The sequence below is a fragment of the Uliginosibacterium sediminicola genome (genome assembly GCF_039631295.1).
GTDB lineage: Bacteria > Pseudomonadota > Gammaproteobacteria > Burkholderiales > Rhodocyclaceae > Viridibacterium > Viridibacterium sediminicola.
On sequence record NZ_JBDIVE010000001.1, the window covers coordinates 709,983 to 727,076 of the forward strand.

At 62.3% G+C, this 17,094-nt stretch carries 18 protein-coding genes; 16 read left to right on the forward strand and 2 right to left on the reverse strand.

The window, feature by feature from the left end; translation table 11 throughout:
* The first annotated feature begins 53 nt into the window (after window positions 1–53).
* The 6 genes from ABDB84_RS03385 to ABDB84_RS03410 all read left to right on the forward strand — a co-directional run bounded on the left by ABDB84_RS03385 (window position 54) and on the right by ABDB84_RS03410 (window position 3,805).
* Window positions 54–464 (forward strand): hypothetical protein, encoded by a 411-nt coding sequence (locus ABDB84_RS03385; protein WP_345918272.1) that lies wholly within the window; start codon window positions 54–56, stop codon window positions 462–464.
* Between the two features lie 117 nt (window positions 465–581).
* Window positions 582–1,280: a RipA family octameric membrane protein gene (locus ABDB84_RS03390; RefSeq protein WP_345918273.1), complete on the forward strand. Its 699-nt coding sequence runs from the start codon at window positions 582–584 to the stop codon at window positions 1,278–1,280.
* A 96-nt stretch (window positions 1,281–1,376) separates the two neighbouring features.
* Window positions 1,377–2,048 carry a hypothetical protein gene (locus ABDB84_RS03395; RefSeq protein ID WP_345918274.1) on the forward strand — a complete coding sequence of 224 codons (672 nt, stop codon included), beginning with the start codon at window positions 1,377–1,379 and terminating at the stop codon, window positions 2,046–2,048.
* 73 nt (window positions 2,049–2,121) lie between these two features.
* Window positions 2,122–2,586 (forward strand): GNAT family N-acetyltransferase, encoded by a 465-nt coding sequence (locus ABDB84_RS03400; RefSeq protein WP_345918275.1) that lies wholly within the window; start codon window positions 2,122–2,124, stop codon window positions 2,584–2,586.
* A gap of 78 nt (window positions 2,587–2,664) precedes the next feature.
* On the forward strand, window positions 2,665–3,006 hold the full coding sequence (locus tag ABDB84_RS03405; protein WP_345918276.1) for an antibiotic biosynthesis monooxygenase family protein: 342 nt from the start codon (window positions 2,665–2,667) through the stop codon (window positions 3,004–3,006).
* Between the two features lie 268 nt (window positions 3,007–3,274).
* On the forward strand, window positions 3,275–3,805 hold the full coding sequence (locus tag ABDB84_RS03410) for a hypothetical protein (RefSeq protein WP_345918277.1): 531 nt from the start codon (window positions 3,275–3,277) through the stop codon (window positions 3,803–3,805).
* Window positions 3,806–3,856: 51 nt separating this feature from the next.
* Here ABDB84_RS03410 and ABDB84_RS03415 read toward each other — a convergent pair whose 3' ends face one another.
* Window positions 3,857–4,492: a flagellar basal body L-ring protein FlgH gene (locus tag ABDB84_RS03415; RefSeq protein ID WP_345918278.1), complete on the reverse strand. Its 636-nt coding sequence runs from the start codon at window positions 4,490–4,492 to the stop codon at window positions 3,857–3,859.
* Window positions 4,493–4,938: 446 nt separating this feature from the next.
* On the opposite strand from ABDB84_RS03415, the gene ABDB84_RS03420 reads away from it, so the two are divergent.
* From ABDB84_RS03420 to ABDB84_RS03465, 10 genes are all read left to right on the forward strand, one after another.
* Complete coding sequence (locus tag ABDB84_RS03420; protein WP_345918279.1) at window positions 4,939–5,793, forward strand: phosphate/phosphite/phosphonate ABC transporter substrate-binding protein; 855 nt, start codon at window positions 4,939–4,941, stop codon at window positions 5,791–5,793.
* A gap of 12 nt (window positions 5,794–5,805) precedes the next feature.
* On the forward strand, window positions 5,806–7,845 hold the full coding sequence (locus ABDB84_RS03425) for a hybrid sensor histidine kinase/response regulator (protein ID WP_345918280.1): 2,040 nt from the start codon (window positions 5,806–5,808) through the stop codon (window positions 7,843–7,845).
* A 70-nt stretch (window positions 7,846–7,915) separates the two neighbouring features.
* Window positions 7,916–8,875: a tRNA modification radical SAM protein MnmL/YtqA gene (mnmL, locus tag ABDB84_RS03430; RefSeq protein WP_345918281.1), complete on the forward strand. Its 960-nt coding sequence runs from the start codon at window positions 7,916–7,918 to the stop codon at window positions 8,873–8,875.
* A gap of 325 nt (window positions 8,876–9,200) precedes the next feature.
* Entirely contained in the window at window positions 9,201–10,235 is a 1,035-nt protein-coding gene (locus ABDB84_RS03435; protein ID WP_345918282.1) for an extracellular solute-binding protein, read from the forward strand.
* Complete coding sequence (locus ABDB84_RS03440) at window positions 10,232–11,326, forward strand: ABC transporter ATP-binding protein (RefSeq protein ID WP_345918283.1); 1,095 nt, start codon at window positions 10,232–10,234, stop codon at window positions 11,324–11,326. Before ABDB84_RS03435 ends, ABDB84_RS03440 begins: the two co-directional genes overlap by 4 nt.
* Before the next feature lie 11 nt (window positions 11,327–11,337).
* Window positions 11,338–12,204 carry an ABC transporter permease gene (locus ABDB84_RS03445; RefSeq protein WP_345918284.1) on the forward strand — a complete coding sequence of 289 codons (867 nt, stop codon included), beginning with the start codon at window positions 11,338–11,340 and terminating at the stop codon, window positions 12,202–12,204.
* A complete protein-coding gene (locus tag ABDB84_RS03450; RefSeq protein ID WP_345918285.1) occupies window positions 12,201–12,998 on the forward strand; it encodes an ABC transporter permease in 798 nt (265 codons plus the stop codon). The genes ABDB84_RS03445 and ABDB84_RS03450 overlap by 4 nt, the downstream gene beginning before the upstream one ends.
* Before the next feature lie 19 nt (window positions 12,999–13,017).
* Complete coding sequence (locus tag ABDB84_RS03455) at window positions 13,018–13,914, forward strand: polysaccharide deacetylase family protein (protein WP_345918286.1); 897 nt, start codon at window positions 13,018–13,020, stop codon at window positions 13,912–13,914.
* 38 nt (window positions 13,915–13,952) lie between these two features.
* Window positions 13,953–14,672: a GntR family transcriptional regulator gene (locus ABDB84_RS03460; protein WP_345918287.1), complete on the forward strand. Its 720-nt coding sequence runs from the start codon at window positions 13,953–13,955 to the stop codon at window positions 14,670–14,672.
* Window positions 14,653–15,300 (forward strand): aspartate/glutamate racemase family protein, encoded by a 648-nt coding sequence (locus ABDB84_RS03465; RefSeq protein WP_345918288.1) that lies wholly within the window; start codon window positions 14,653–14,655, stop codon window positions 15,298–15,300. Before ABDB84_RS03460 ends, ABDB84_RS03465 begins: the two co-directional genes overlap by 20 nt.
* Here the strand turns inward: ABDB84_RS03465 and ABDB84_RS03470 are convergent.
* Window positions 15,297–16,931: a methyl-accepting chemotaxis protein gene (locus ABDB84_RS03470; protein WP_345918289.1), complete on the reverse strand. Its 1,635-nt coding sequence runs from the start codon at window positions 16,929–16,931 to the stop codon at window positions 15,297–15,299. The genes ABDB84_RS03465 and ABDB84_RS03470 overlap by 4 nt on opposite strands.
* Window positions 16,932–17,094 lie beyond the last annotated feature (163 nt).

The window sequence follows — 17,094 nt, forward strand, 5'->3', positions numbered from 1 at the left end:
CGATTAACCGTAGACGGACCTGGGGGGCCGTCTACTAACAGTTAGAGGAATTCATGCCGACCCCACACGAAACATGGGCTCACAAGGCTGTTTTCGATGCACTCAGCAACCCAGATGAATTGCTGCGCGAACTTGATTCTGAAAATGACGAGTCATCTATTCGGAAACGTTTATCGGCTGGGAAATACAACACTTGGCAAGCCGGTGTGGTCAATGAATGGCTAAGGATTAAATCCGAAGAAAGATTGGCCGCATCTGATGCGCGTACCGAAGCGCGAGAGGCAGAAATTCTATCTATTGCCAAAGAAGCCAATCGACTAGCTTCGGAAGCCAATTCAATTGCGCAATCACAAGCCAAGGCGGCTTGGCGAGCAGCACGATACGCAATGTATGCATCTGTAATTTCAGCGATAGTAGCACTGGTTGCAAGCAAAGAGGATATTGTCAAACTACTCTCCTTTTGAGAAGTGCCTCTAACAAGTCAGTCGAGAAGGACAGCCAACAAGCTGCGCTTGTTGGTCCCCTCCGCACTACGCGCTCCGGCTGCCCCTCACTTCCACTTTATGCATATTGGGACGACCATGAATAGTTGTAGAATTACTCAGAAGACTTACGATGAGCTCTTCAAGAAGGATCCGGAAATCCTGAAAGAGGCATTGAAGCAAGCGCACGAGATCAGAAAGTTTGAAATCGAGCTTTATTGGAAGCGGGCGACGTACTTTTGGACCTTTATTGGCGCGGCCTTCGTAGGATATGCGGCGTTTTTTAACGCCGCTACCACAGGCAATCTACCAAGCCCTAATCCTGAAAGAGAGTTCATTCTCGTACTTATTGCATGCATTGGCCTAGTGTTCTCCGTCGCATGGCACTGCGTGAATAAAGGCAGTAAGTTTTGGCAGGAGAACTGGGAGAATCACGTAGAGCTGCTGGAAGACAAGGTATTTGGGCCACTGTACAAGACGCTTACAAGAAGGCCCAGCCGTGCAGCATCGTTTCCCGACAAGGTCATTGATTTCTTTGTCGCACCAAAGCCATTTTCGGTATCAAAGATAAATCAACTCGTCAGTACTTTCGTCGCGCTGACATGGGCTCTCATATTGTTCTCCGCGGTCGGGAATGTCTGCTTCTTTGGTTGTTCCATTGACTGGAAAATAGCAATCCCCGTCGCCCTGGCATTGGCAACATGCGCCGGATTCTGGCTTGCCGGTAAGAGCCACGAAGGTAGGCACAACCCGAAAGTATTTTTGAGAGAAGCCGCAGTCAATGAGGGTGATGCATAACATGGCGATCGACCTCGCTCCCTTCGGTCGCTGGACGCTGCGCGCTAAAGCCGCGCAGTGCCGGTCACCTCTACTTTAGGCAAACCTCGATCTGCCATGAGCAATCCGTCCTCAGAACAATTTGAAGTACTGTCAAACTCCCTACGGGTTTTTCCAGAAGAGATTCTTCGGCTTAACTACTTCCTTCAAGAAGTTAACGATCCAGATGAGGGAATATCAAACATTGAAATCGCATGCGTTAATGTTTTCAATCAACTTTACGCAATGATGTGCACTCTTAAAGACGGCGGCCACTTAGCGTCCATATACGAGCACGATGCAATTACAACAATCCTGTGCATTAGGCATGTGCTTCAGCACCAAGGCGGAAAAATTAAAAATAATTTGCGTGACGCACTGAAAATACAAGGAGTAGAGGGCTTTTCACTCGTAAATTACGGCACCTCAAACTCCGAAGTCGTAGTCATGCCATTTTACATAAATGCATCGTGGCTTCTGGATGGAATTCAAAGCAGCAACAACGCCAATCGACTGCCATCCGTGAAGTCGTATCTCATGATCGAGAAAATAAATTCGGATCTGGAGGGGTTGTCAAAATCCTTGTCTGGAACGTACCTTGGAGTCATGCCACTCATAACTGAAGCTATGCGCCAACTTTGCGCAAACTACAGTAGATGCTTCGCGCCTACTGGGTTCGACAGTAGTGTTTACTACTCGCACTTTCGCGTAGTTACCCCACTCGACACCAATGACTATGCAATTACCTAACCCGGCAGTAGAGAGGGACGACCTGCAAGCTGCGCTTCGCACTTCGGCCGCCCATCACCTCTACCTTAGCCACATGAAAGTCATTGGCCCTGTTCAAAATGTCCGAGACGCTTGCGAGCAAATACTTCGCAGCTTGCCGGCCTGGTTTGGGATCGAATCCGCTTTGATGGAGTACGTTGAGGCTACTGATCGATTGCCGACCTACCTTGCTATGTCTGAAGGTAAAGCGGTTGGTTTCGTGAGCTTGCAGAGTCATTCACAAAGCGAGTGTGAAATTCACTGCATCGCGGTGCGCGATTCGTTCAGGGGCCGCGGCGTTGGCAAAGCGCTCGTTCAGGCTGCCGAGCGCTGGATGAAGGAGCGCGGCGCTACGCGCCTGATCGTTAAAACCATCGCCGAGAGCCATCCCAGCCCGGAGTACAAAGAATCAAGGGCGTTCTATCAAAGCCAGGGGTTTCTGGCGGAGAAGATCATTCCTGACATTTGGGGGCCATCAAATCCTTGCCTTCAAATGTACAAGGAGCTTCACAATGGCTAGCAATTCCGTCTAGACGAACTGCGCTTGTAGCTCCCTTGCTTTGCTCTGCCCCTCTGATCTTCGACATTCACCGCCATCATGAATCCCTCTTCCCCCTTCGCCCAAACCCCCGAACCGCCTTACTACGCGGTGATCTTTTCTTCGCAGAGAACTCCAACGGACGCGGGCTACGAGAAAATGGCTGAGCGCATGGTGGAGCTTGCCCAGGAGCAAGCGGGATTTCTCGGTGCCGAGAGCGTCCGTGGGGCGGAAGGTTTCGGGATTACCGTTTCGTATTGGTCGTCCACCGAAGCCATCGCAGCCTGGAAGGCCAATATCGAGCATGCTGCCGCGCAGGAGATGGGGCAGCGCACATGGTATGCGCATTACGAACTGAGGATCGCCAAGGTCGAGCGCGCCTACGGCAAGCCTGCGGCCTGAGCATTCCGAGGGTGCCTTTCCCTCTCGCCGCACGGGCTTCTATGTGCTTGCCGCTGTGACGACGGTTGCCTCGCATTGGTGGCCATATCCTTGGTTCGTCCGCCAAGCAGCCGGGCGACGCCGGGCTTGGCGGCATGAAGGATGGCGTGCTTCGGCAATCCGCTGTTTTGCAAAGTTCGTTTCAATTTATGTAAAGCTTTGCAGGGCCTAGCCTGGTCTGCGGGGGCCGGGTGCTAAAGTTGGAACCCCATGGTTCTGATCTGAATGTGTGTCGGACTCGCTCAAATACATCTGGCTCTGTGCGCTGCTGCCCGGCTGCGTTGTCATGTCGCCCAGCCCGGCGGTGGAGGCTTTGAATCTGATCAGCGCGGCGGGGACTTCGGCCGTCTCGATGATGGCGACCACGCCGCAGAACGTGATCACCCGCCCGCACGATGCGGTGCGGCTGATCTGCATCGAGTTCAATCGCAGTACCGAGGTGCCGGATCTGGTGCCGGCGATCCAGATGGAGTTGCGCCGTCTGGAGATCGACAGCCGACTGTACGCGACAGGCACGATACCGACCGACTGCCCGATGACGCTCAATTACAGCGCGAGCATGCAATGGGGCCAGCATGGCTTCTTCAACAGCGAATACCAGGCTTACATGACGACGGCGGAACTGACCTTGCGCAGCAATGGCAAGGTGGTGTCGAGCGCGAGTTATCGCCCGGGCGTGATGAGCATGGACAAGTGGCAGAGCACCGCTTACAAGATCGCACCGGTGGTGCAGGCGCTGCTGAAGGTGGATAAGAAGTAAGTCAGGCCACGCGCCGCGCCGTCACGCGGCCGCGTGCAAGGCCGCCGCCGCTTACCAGACCAGCATGCCGTCGGTGAGGAAGCGTTGCAACCAAGTCATTGAAGTGGTTTCGGCCACGCCGCCCTTGCCGACCTGTTCGAGACGGGCATCGACCACATCTTCCGACGAGACGATGCGCCCACTCTTGATGTCGCGCGGATTGACGATGCCCGAGAAACGCAGGGTATTGGCGGTGCCGTTGAAGACGATACTCTTCTCGCCTGCCACGGCCAGGTTGCCGTTGGGCAGGACATTGATCACCGAAGCGGCAAGCTTGCCCTTGAGGCTATTGGTGTTGTCGGTCTTGCCGGTGCCGCTGAAGTTGTCTTCGCCGGAGATGCTGGCATCCATATTCAGGATGTTGCGAAGCAGGCCGCCCAGCGAGCTGTCAGAGGTGCCCGGCCCCTTGGACTTGGCGGAATTGGTGCGCACCGCCGAGGTGTTGAGCTTGCTGCTGCCGCTCATGCTCTCGGCGATGTCGATCTTCAGCGTGTCGCCGACGTAGCGCGGCTTGGCTTCGTCCTGATACATGCTGGACATCGGGCTGTCGAGGCGGAACAGCGAGCCATTGCGCGGCTGTTCGACAATCATCGGCGCCACCGTGGTGCGCATGGTGGTCGGGCCTTTGACGATGGAGCTGTCGCTCATGCAAGCGGCCAGAGCGGTACTGCAAAACAGTGTCAGATAGTGTGTGAATTTCATTCGATCACCCCGATTTTGTCGAATGTCATCCGCGCAAGCGGCGTGCATCGCGGCCGCGCAGTGCAGCTGCCTGAAGAGCGATGCCGACAGCCAAAAACATGTGTTCGGATTCTGACGCAGCGCAGCGTTAGGAGCGGCTCAGATTGTTTAAGTTGTGCACAATCATGTTCAGCCGTGAAAAGTTTTGTGAGGATCGAGCCTTGCAGGCTGAAATACCCCTGTTGCAACACACGGCCGCCGAACCTGCGGCAGGCGTGCGGGCAAACCCCTGCCCCGGGCGCGTTCAGTCTTGATCCGGCATGCCGTTGACCTAAACAGAGCGGGCCAGAGTGCCCTGTTTGCCGGTCAGCCGGCGCTATCGCAGCTACAGGCCCCGTGCCGGGAGACACCCAATGAAGCCTCAGAAGCTCATCGCCTTCGCCACCCTTGTGTTGGGCGCAGCGCTGACCACACTCACGCCAGCCCGCGCGCAAGAGACGGTTTATCGCTTTTCGCCAGTAAATCAATGGGATATCAATAAAACAGCGGCGTACTGGAACCCCATCATCCAGTACGTCAGCGCCAAAAGCGGGGTCAAGCTGCAGTTGAAGATCGGCCGCACCTCGGCGGATACGACCAGCTATGTGCTGGCCCAGGAAGTGGAATTCGTGTTCAGCAACCACCTCTTCAGCCCGGAACGCGAAGCCCTGGGCTGGAAGGTCTTCGGCCGCCGCCAGGCGCCGGAGCTGCATGGGCAGATTGCCGTGCCGGCCGATTCGCCGATCACCCGGCTGGAAGAGCTCAAGGGCGAAGACGTGGCCTTTGCCGGCCCGGAAGCCTTTGTCGGCTATAAGGTGCCATATGCCTACCTGTTGTCGCGAGGCATCGACATCAAACCGGTGTTCGGCGGCAACCAGAATGCCGCCATCGCCCAGATGCTCGCCGGCAAGGCACGGGCGGTGGGCAGCAATTCGGCGCTGATCGATGGTTACGCGCAGCGCGAGGGCAAGAAGTTCCGCATCCTGTGGACCTCGGAGGGCTACCACGATCTGGCGCTGATGGCGGCCAGCAAGGTGCCGGACAAGGACGTCAAGGCAGTCGGCGCGGCCTTTTTCGCCATGCACAAGGACCCACAGGGGCGCGAGATCCTGCAGAAGGTTTCGCAAGAGGCCGGATTGTCCGACTCAAACTATTTCATTCCGTCCAGCAGTACCGACTACGCCTCCTACCGCAAGTTCTACCTGAGCGCGCCGGCCGCGCTGCGATGAGCCCGGTCTGACATGAAGCTGCTTCACCGCCTGTTGCCCGAGTCACTGGTCAGCCGCGTCTACGCGCTGTACTCGGTGACCTGGCTGGCGCTGCTGACCAGCGGCCTGGTGCTGTTCTACCAGAACCAGTTTGCGCAGAACATCGAGGACGCGCAGCAGTCGGCCAGCATGCTGATCGAGGTGATGGCGCAGACGATCAGCGACAGCGCGGTGATCGGTGACTACGACACGATTCACCGCACGCTCGACAAGAGCATCATCGATTCCTCGTTTTCCTCGGCACAGTTCATCGATCTGAGCGGTGGCCGCATCCACAGCATCAATCCGGACAAGGGCAAGATCTACGCGCCGGACTGGCTGCGCGAGCGCGTGGCTACCCAGCTCTACGACGTCAATCGCAATATCGCGGTGGGCGGCAAGGATTACGGCGTGCTGCGCCTGTCTTTCGACGCGGCCGACATCGCCGGCGACCTGTGGCAGGTGGTGCGTATTGCGCTGCTGCTCTGCGTGGCCAGCATGCTCGCCGGCATGGTGCTGATCTGGTACCCGCTCAAGCGCTGGCTGGGCCATCTGCAGCACGATACGCCCGGCGCTGGTGGCGATTTTGCCGCGCCCAGCGAGGAGATGATCGCCCGCGCGCCGCTGGAATTCCGCCAGACCCTGCAAGCCTTGCAGAGCACCGCCGAACGCCTGCGCAGCGAGCTGCAGACGCGCGACAGCGCAATTGCCTCGCTGCGGCGCATCCTGGCCGATCTCTTGCCCGCCTCCGAGCCGCAGATCGCACGCGACGAAGGTATCGACAATGTCATCGCCGCCATCGCCCAGCTGGTCGCCGAGCGCGAGCAGGCGGCGCGGCAGATGCGCGAGGCCAAGGATGCGGCCGATGCGGCCAATCGCGCCAAGAGCGAGTTCCTCGCCAATATGAGTCACGAGATCCGCACGCCGATGAATGGCGTGATCGGCATGCTGGAACTGGCGCTCGACAGCCGGCTCAACCCCGAACAGCGCGACCTGCTCAATGTCGCGCGCAGCTCGGCCGACAGCCTGCTGGGCATCATCAACGAGATTCTCGACTTCTCGAAGATCGAGGCCGGCAAGCTGAGCATCGAACATATCGCACTCGACCTGCCAGCCCTGCTGGAAGACACCCTCAAGCCGGCGCAGCTCGCCGCCCAGGCCAAGCAGCTCTACCTGCGCAGCGAAATCGCCCGCGATGTGCCGCAGTTCATCTTCGGCGACCCGCTGCGCCTGCGCCAGATCATCACCAATCTGGTCAGCAATGCGATCAAGTTCACCGAGCAGGGCGGCGTCAGCGTGCGCATCAGCCGTGTCTCGCTGGGCGGGCTGGCGCAGCTGCGCCTGAGCGTCGCCGATAGCGGCGTCGGCATCCCGGCCGACAAGCTCGAACACATCTTCAGTGCCTTCTCGCAGGAAGACGCCTCGACCACGCGGCGCTTCGGCGGCACCGGCCTGGGCCTGAGCATCAGCAGCCGGCTGGCCGATCTGATGGGCGGCTCGATCAGCGTCAGCAGCACGCCGGGACAGGGCAGCAACTTCCTGCTCGCCTTGCCGCTGCAAGAGGCCAGCGCCAGCGAACGTGCCAGCAAGGATCAACGCAGCAACGCTGCCAGTGCGCCGCTGCGCGTGCTGAATGTGCTGGTGGCCGAAGACAATGCCGTCAACCAGAAGCTGATCCTCACCCTGCTCAAGGGTCTGGGGCATCAGGTCAGCCTGGTCGGCGACGGTCATCAGGCTGTCGAACAATGGTCGCAAGCGGCCTACGACATGATCCTGATGGACATGCACATGCCCGGCATGGGCGGCATCGAAGCCACCACTCTGATCCGCCAGGCCGAACGCGAACGCGGCCGCACACCGATCGCCATCTACGCGCTGAGCGCGGCGGCGATGGCGGACGAACAGCAGCGCGGCCTCGAAGCCGGACTCGACGGTTACCTCACCAAGCCGATCAATCGTGCCGCGCTCAAAGCCAGCCTCGATCAAGTGGCGACACGGCTGAATCAGGCCGGCGCCGTGCTCGCACAACCCTGAAAACACGCTTGTGCACGCACTGTTGACCGCGCGCAGCGCAATGTCATGAGCGGCTGGCTAAGCTGCCCGGATGTACGCCAATTCACCGCCCGCACACTTTAACGAACGCCGCTACTTCGCCTGGAACGACTGGGTGAAGCGCACGCACGGCGGTCGCATCCAGAAGGTTTCGCTGGATGCCGGTTTCACCTGCCCCAACCGCGACGGCAAGCTCGGCCGTGGCGGCTGCTCGTTCTGCAACAACGCCGCTTTCACGCCCTCCTACCTTGCCGGCACACGTGAATTGCACGCCCAGCTTGCCACTGGCATAGCCTTCATGCAGCACCGCTACACCGGCACCACGCGCTATCTCGCCTATTTCCAGGCCTATTCCAATACCTATGCCGATCTGGCCGAACTCAAGGCGCTCTACGCGCAAGCGCTGAGCCATCCGGGCATCAGCGGTCTGGCCATCGGCACGCGGCCGGACTGCCTGCCCGACGCCGTGCTCGACCATCTCGCCGAGCTCGCCCGCGACCATATGATCGAGCTGGAAATCGGCATCGAGTCCTGCGATGACAATGTGCTGGCGGAGTGCCGCCGCGGCCACGACTTCGCCTGCAGCGTCGATGCCATCGAGCGCGCCGCCTCGCGTGGCCTGCAGATCACCGCGCACATGCTGTTCGGCCTGCCCGGCGAAACACGCGCCAGCGTGCAGACCGGCGCACGCAAGCTGGGCGCCCTGCCGCTGGCGGCGATCAAGTTCCACCAGTTACAGATCGTGCGCGGCACCCGCCTGGCCATGGAATGGAAGCGCCAGCCCGGCAGCATCGCCCTGCTGAGCCTGGACGAGTACCTGGACTGGATCGTCGACACCCTCGAATACCTGCCTGACAGCGTGCGCGTGCAACGCCTGGGCAGCGATGTACCGCCAACCCAGCGCGTCCTGCCCGAGCGCGGCGACCGCCAGCTCGACCTGCCAGCCCAGCTCAGCGCCCGCCTCAGCGCGCGGGGCACCTGGCAAGGGCGGCTACACGGCGCCAGCAGCTGATCCACAGCGCAGCGCCAGTTTGCGGTGCAGAAGCCTGCGCCGCGCACCACCGCCAGGAGCTCTGCACGCCTGCCTGAGCCCTCCCAAGCCCCACTCACAACACCCAGCGCCAAGGCCGAAAGCCTTGCGCGGCGCGGCTTGGCGCGTCATTCCGCGATCGCAAAGCAGCTCGCTTAGCGAAGTGCTGGCACTTCGGGACTGCTTTTTGCTTTTATGTAAATTGTGCGCATTCTTATAGTTTTATTGCACAATTCTGGCGCAGCTGCCGATTCCCGGATCCTGCGCTACCCCAAGACAGAGCACCGAGCGTCGCAAAGGAATCGTCATGAGATCGTCTGGAATCAATCGCCGTACATTCGTCAAAAGCATGCTGGCCGCCAGCGCCTTGAGCGTCCCGCTGTGGGCGCATGGCCAAGGCAAGGGCAAGGAACTGGTCGTCGGTGGCGCCGGCAGCCACAAGGCATTCCTGGATCCGCTGATTCCGCTGTTCGAGCAGCAAACCGGCTGCAAGGTGCTGTTCGAAGGCACACGCTCCCTGGTTAATCTGGAGAAGCTGGTCAGCAACAAGTCGCGCCAGTACATGTCGGTGGTGATGATGGACGACCCGGTGATGATCCAGGCCAACAAGGAAGGCGTGCTCGACAAGCTGAGCACGGCGCAGATTCCCAGCCTGGGCAAGCTGAAAGCCGGCACCGTGCATATGGATGGCTTGTGGGCCAACTACATGCAGTCGGCAACGGGCGTCGCCATCAATACCACCAAGCTCAAGCAGCTGCCCTCCTACGCCAGCCTGTGGGAGCCGGCCATGAAGGGCAAGCTGATCATCCCCTCGCTGCAGAACACCGAAGGCTTGGCGATGTTCTTCTACGCCGCCGCGCTGGACAGCGGCAAGCCGCTCAAGGAAGCGCAGTACCTGCCGGACGCGGCCTTCCGCAAACTCAAGGCGCTCAAACCCAATCTGCTGACCGTCTACACACAAGTACCGCAAGCGCTGAACCTGCTCGAACAGGGCGAAGCCAGCGCCATCGGCGGCATGATCGGCTTCAACGCCTTCGAGCGCAAAGCCAAGGGCGCGCCGATTGATCTCGTGCTGCCAAAAGAAGGCGGCATGGCCATGCCGACCGGCATCGCCAAGGTCAAGGGCGCGCCGGAACCGGAGCTGGCCAATGCCTTCATCGAAGCCATGCTCGGCGCCTGGCAGAAGCAGATTGCCGAAATCTCGCTGGCGCTGCCGGCCAACACCACGGTCGCCGCACCCGCCGGCATTCCCAAGGGCGAGATCTTCGTGCCGGACTGGGCCTACATCAGCGAACAGCGCAAGGGCTGGGTGGAGCGCTGGGATCGCGAGATGGCACTGTGAGCACGCTGGAACTGACAGGCGTCAGCAAGCGTTACGGCAGCCAGGCGGTCCTCGACCGTCTGGACCTGCGCGTCGAGTCCGGCGAATTCATTTCCCTGCTGGGGCCGTCGGGTTGCGGCAAGACAACCTTGCTGCGCCTGATCGCCGGACTCACGCCCAGCGATGGCGGGCAGATCACGGTGGACGGTCAGGACCTCACCGCCCTGCCGGCGCATCGCCGCAATATCGGCGTGGTGTTCCAGAACTACGCCCTGTTCCCGCACCTCACGGTGGGCGAGAACATCGCCTTCGGCCTCAAGGCCGGCGGCCTGCCGCGTGGTGAAATCGCCGGCCGCGTGCGCGAAGCTCTGCAGTCGGTCAAGCTTGCAGCGCTGACGGATCGGCCGATCTCGGCGCTCTCCGGCGGCCAGCAGCAACGCGTCGCGGTGGCCCGTGCGCTGGCCACGCGGCCGCGTCTGGTGCTGCTCGATGAGCCGCTGTCGGCACTCGACCGCAAGCTGCGCGAGCATATGCAGATCGAGTTGCGGCGCATGCTGCGCGATGCCGGCATGACCGCCATCTTCGTCACCCACGATCAGGAAGAAGCGCTGGTGATGTCCGACCGCATCGCGCTGATGAACCGTGGCCTGATCGAGCAGCTCGATGCGCCGCAGGCGATCTACGCCAAACCGCGCTCGCTGTTCGCGCTGAACTTCGTCGGCCTGTCCAGCCAGTTCGCCGGCACCGTGCTCGCCGCCGCCGATGGCCAGGTGCGCGTCGCCACGCCGGTCGGCGAGATTTGCGCGCCCGGCAGTCTGCTGCCCGGCAGCAGCGTCACCCTGGCGGTGCGGCCCGAGGCGATGCGCGTCGGTGGCAGCGCGACGGCGAGCGACAACCAGCTCAGTCTGCCGCTCAGCGACACGGTCTATCTCGGCGCCCGCCGCCTGCTCTACTTCCACAGCGCCGCAGCGCACGGCGAAGACATCGAGGCGCTGCAGATCATCGCCGAGCTGCCGGCACAGGATCAGGCCGCGCCGCACATCGGTGAGCGCTTGCAGCTGAGCTGGTCGGTCGCCGACACCCTGCTGTTCCCCGCCACGCCGCAGGCTTGAGGACACAGCTCATGACAAATCGATTGCGTCTCAAACCCCTGGGCATCGGTTGGCTGGCGCTGCCCGGCGCAGGCTATCTCGTACTGGTCTTCGCCCTGCCCTTGCTGGCTCTGCTGGCGAGCAGCCTGTTCGATGCCGAGGGCGCTTTCAGCCTCGCCGGCTACGGCAATTTCCTCGGCGACTCTTACAACGCCAAGGTGGTGTGGAACACGCTGAAGATCGCCACCAGCGTGACCCTGATCTGCCTGCTGATCGGCTATCCCGCGGCCTTTGCGATGGCGCGTGCGCCGGTTGCCGTGCAGGGGCTGATGTTCCTCGCGCTGATCCTGCCGCTGTCGGTCGGCGTGGTGGTCAAGAGCTTCGCGTGGACCATCCTGTTGCGCAGCAATGGTCCGGTGAATGCCTTGCTGCTGCAGCTGGGCCTGATCGACGAACCGCTCAAGCTGCTGTTCAACGAGCGCGGCCTGATCATCGCCGCCGTGCACGTCTTCCTGCCCTTCATGGTGCTGCCGATTTTCACCGTCGCGCGGCAGATCGACAGCCGCTTCATGGACGCTGCCGCGACCCTGGGCGGCGGCCCGCTGTATCGATTCCGTCACGTCGTGTGGCCACTGTCACTGCCCGGCGTAGTCACCGGCTGCGCCTTCGTGTTCTCGATGGCGGTGTCGATGTACGTGATCCCCGCACTCATCGTCGGTGACCGTTACCAGACCTTGCCGGCGCTGCTGGCGCGGGCCTATCTCTTCATGCGTGACCGCCAGGCGGGTTCGACGATGGCCGTCATGCTGTTGATCATCGCCGTGTCCATCGTGCTGCTGAGCAGCTGGCTCGGCCGTCGTATCGAAGCGCGCCAGCAGCGCGCACAGGAGGCCGCATGAACAGCGAAAAACTCTGGCACTTCGGCAGCAATCTGATCCTGCTGCTGGTCGCCATTTTCATGCTGGCGCCGCTGGTGGTGGTGGTGATGGTGTCCTTCAGCAGCTCACCGGTGTTCAATCTGCCAGCGCCGGAGTGGTCGCTGCGCTGGTATAGCGCACTGCTGCACAAGGACGGACTGGGCGCTGTGCTGTGGCTGTCGGTCAAGGTAGCGCTGGTGTCCACGCTGGCCGCGCTGGTGCTGGGCACGCTGTGCGCGATTGCCATCGCCCATGGCCGCTTCCGTGGCCGCGATGCGCTGCTGGCCTTCCTCGTCTCGCCGCTGATGATGCCCGGCCTGGTGATCGGCGTGGCCTTGCTGCAAGTGCTGCGCGAAGTGGGCCTGCGCGATGTGCTGGGCGCGCTGATCATCGGCCACATCGTGATCACCCTGCCCTACATCACGCGCACCGTGCATGCCAGTCTGGCGCTGTTCGACATGCGTCTCATCGAAGCGGCGCGCACCCTCGGGCTGTCGCCGGCGCGTGCGGTGCTGCAGGTGATGGTGCCCTCGCTGGCGCCGGCCTTCCTGACCTCCGGCCTGTTCGCCTTCCTCGCCTCGATGGACAACTACCCGATCTCCATCTTCCTCACCGATGCGCGCAACAAGACCTTGCCGATCGAGATCCTGCGCTATCTCGAAGAATCGCCCGATCCGACCATTGCCGCATTGTCGGCCGGTCTGATCCTGTTCGCCATCATCGTGCTGTTCCTCGCCGAGCGCATGGTCGGCATGCGTCGTCTGGCGCAGTTCTGAACATACCCCGAGTGCATACATGAGCTCCCATCCCAATCCCTCCGCGCGCGATTTCTACGGCTACGGCCCGCAGGCGCCGGCCGTACGCTGGCCGGGTCATGCGCGTGTCGCGGTGTCCTTCGTCGTGAACTTCGAAGAGGGCGCCGAGTTCTCGATGAGCGATGGCGATGCGCACAACGAGAGCGTCTACGAAGTCATCGATGCGCAGCCCACGCCCGACCCCTGCATCGATAGCCATTTCGAATACGCTACGCGCGTCGCCTACTGGCGCATCGACGAAGTCTTCGCCCGCTTCGGCGCGCACTACACGCTCAGCGCCTGCGGTCGCGCTGTCGAGCGCTCGCCCTGGCTGGCCCGCCACGCGGCAGAGCGCGGCCACGAAATCGCCGCCCATGGCTGGCGCTGGGAAAAGAGCGCCGGCATGAGCGAAGCGAGCGAGCGCGCCGCCATCATCCGCACGCGCGAGGCCATCGCCGCCGCCATCGGCCACCCACCGGTGGGCTGGCATACGCGCTCCAACTCCACGCCGAATACGCGGCGCCTGCTGGTCGAGCAGGGCTTTCTCTACGACAGCGACGCCTACAACGACGACGCGCCCTACTTCGTCACCGTCGAGGGCCAGCGCCACCTGGTGCTGCCGTATGCCTTCGACACCAATGACATGCAGTTCCAGCACACGCAGCGCTTCGGGACCGGCGAGGCGTTTGCCGATTACGTCTGCGCCGCTTACGACTGCCTGTGGCGCGAGGGCGAGCATCAGGCGCGCATGCTGTCAGTCGGCCTGCATCTGCGCATGATCGGGCGCCCGGGGCGCATTGCCGCGCTGGAACGCATCCTGAGCCACATTGGCAAGCGCGGCGGCGCCTGGATCGCCAGTCGTGAAGCCATCGCACGCCATTGGCTTGAACATGCCTGAGATGCAAGCAAGCGCCTGCACGCTGCTAAACTGCGCCTATGCGCAACATCGAAGAAGCCATCTACGACACCATGTCCAGCGCCCTGCTCTCGGGGCAGCTGAGCCCGGGCACGCCGCTGCGCGAGAATCCGCTGGCCGATGTGTTTGGCGTCAGCCGCGAGCGCATGCGCAAGATCCTGCTGCGACTGGGCACGCAGAAGCTGATCGAGCTGATTCCCAACCGCGGCGCCTTCGTCGCCGCACCCTCCTTGGCGCAAGCGCGCGACATCTACGAATCGCGGCGCATTCTCGAAGGCGGCATCGTCAATCATCTGGCCTCGTTGATCGGCTCGCAGGACGCGCAGCGCTTGCAGCAGCATCTGGCTGCCGAACAGGCGGCGCTGCAACGTGGCGACCGGGCGGAGTCGGTGCGCTTGTCGGCGGAATTCCACATGCTGCTGGCGCAGGCGACGGGCAGCCACTTCATCGTCCAGCAGATGGGCGAGCTGGTCAGCCGTACCTCGATGCTGGTCGCCATGTTCGAGCCGGCGCGCTCTTCGCACTGCGCCTGCGAGGAACACCGCAGCATCTACGATGCGCTGATGGCGGGCGACAGCGAAGCGGCCACGCGCGCCATGCGCGCCCACCTGTCCCTGGTCGAGACGCGCCTGCGCCCCGGCGCAGCGGCGCCTTCAGGCAATGCGGTGGAAACGCTCGGTGCGCTGTGGGCGCTGCGCAATGCGGCGGACGGCGCGCCGCATGAGGCTGCTGGTCCTTAATCCGAATACCACCCAGGCGATGACCGATGCGGTGAGCGCCCAGATTCGCGCCCTGGCCGGGCCGGCGGTTTGCGTCGAAGGACTCACCGCCGCGGCAGGCTGCGCGGTGATCGACTCGGCACAGAGTTTTGCCATCGGCGCTGCAGCAGCCTTGGACAGCCTGCAGCACTACCTGCGCATCTCTGCGGAGAAGGCTGACGGCATTCTGCTGGCCTGCTTTGGCGACCCCGGCCTGCACGGCTTGCGCGCCATCTCTCCAGTGCCGGTGCGAGCGCTGGCCGAGGCCGCCATCGAAGCCGCGCTTGCCTCGCCGGGGAAGTTCGCGATTCTCACCTGCGGCCCGCAATGGGTGCCGCTACTCGACGCCTGCGTCGAGGCCTGTGGTGCCACAGCGCGCTATGCCGGCTGCCTTGCGCTGCCGGTCAATGGTGCGGCGCTGCTGCGCGAACCCGCAGCCTACGCGCCCGCGCTGCTGGCCTTGTCGCGCGCAGCCGCCGATGCCGGCGCTGCGCAGCTGATCATGGGCGGCGCGGCTTTCGCCGGCCTGCAGATCGAGATCGATCCACGGCTGCGCCGCATCGATCCGGTCGCCGCCGCCACGCAGGCCCTGCTCGCACCCCGCGCCTAGACGCAGTACTGACGCACCGCCTTGCGCATGCGCTCGACGCTGTTTTCCAGCGCGTGCGCGGTGTCGCCGGTATTGCGCGCGACCGCCAGATTGCCCTCGGTCTGCTGCGCGATGCGTTCGACGCCCAGCGCCATCGACTCCATCGCCGCACGCTGCTCGCTGGCCGAATGACTGATCTCGCCGATCCGCGTGAGGGTGGTCGCCACCTCGCTGGCAATGCTCTGCAGGGCTTCGCCTGCATCGTGCACCAGCTCCACACTCTGGGCGACCTGCTGGGCGCTCTGCTGCATGCCGCTGACCGCATCGCCGGTGTCAGCGTGGATATGGCCGATCATGGTGTCGATCTCACGCGTCGCCTGGGCGGTGCGTTCGGCAAGCTTGCGTACTTCGTCCGCAACCACCGCAAAGCCACGTCCGGTCTCGCCGGCACGTGCGGCTTCGATGGCTGCGTTGAGCGCCAGCAGATTGGTCTGCTCGGCGATCTCCTTGATCACGCTGGCGATCTTGCCCACCTGCGCGGTGCGCTGGCCGAGCTGCTCAACCGTGGCCGCAGCCCCCTTGACGGTGCTCGACAGCGCGGTGATGGTCTGGCTGGCACGCTCCGACAAGGAAGCGCCCTGCTTGGCCTGGGAACCCATCTGCTGCGAGATTTCGTGTGTCTCCTCGACATGCACCACGACCTCGCCAATGGCCACCGACATCTCCTCGATACCTGCCGCCGCTGCCGCCGTATCGCTGCTCTGCATGGCCGAAGACTGCACCAGGCTATCCATATCGCCGGCCAGGCGGTGCGTCGATTCGGCGACCTCACGTGTGGTGTCGCAAATGATGTTCAAGGTGGCACGTGTTGCCGCCAGCAAGCTGTCGAGGCGCTGCGCGATGCCGCCGATGACATCGGTGCGCGCGGAAGCCAGTGCGCTGCGCAGGTCGCCCTGACTCAGCACATCATCGAGGCTTTGATTGATGCTGTTGAGTTCGCCAAGCGCGCGCGGCAGCTGCCAGCACAGCAGCCACAGCGCCAGCAACAGGGTCGGCACGCTCAGCACAGCGCTCATAGTGCTCAGCACCGCATTCGGCCAGCACGCCGCCAGCACGGCCAGCAGCGCACTGGTCAGACTCAGGGCACCAAAGGACCACAGCTGCGCAGGGAAGGAGCGCATGCCGCGCGCGATCACGCCATGATTGGGCCACACCCGCCCGTTCTCGACGCGCAGCGATCTGTCGCCAGCCTGGATGCGCTTGTAAGCGGCATCTGCGGCGGCGATCTGCGCGGCGCTCGGCCGCACGCGCACCGACTGGAAGCCGACCACGCGGCCCTCTTCGCGGACCGGCGAGACATTCGCCTCGACCCAGTAGAAGCCGCCGTCCTTGCGGCGGTTCTTGACCACGCCTTTCCAGGGCTTACCTGCTTTAAGGCTGAGCCACATATCGGCAAATGCCGCCTCGGGCATGTCGGGATGGCGCACGATGTTGTGCGCCTGGCCGATCATTTCATCGAGCGAATAGCCGCTGATTTTCGCAAAGGCCGCATTGGCCTCGGTAATCCGACCTTTGAGGTCAGTACGTGAATAAATGAAAACTCCGTCGGGCAACACCGTCTCGACGTTTGTAACGGGAAGATTGCTGCGCATTGCTCTGAGTACTCCGTACAGATGCCCGACGGTCATCCACTCTGGCAACAACCAGCGTCCGCTAGGCTACGGGTATTCCAGAACGACATCCTGCGTGGCAGCTTTAGAGCGCAACAAAAAAATAACATCAAATTTGTCGGGCTTGATCATGCTCAAAGTCGCG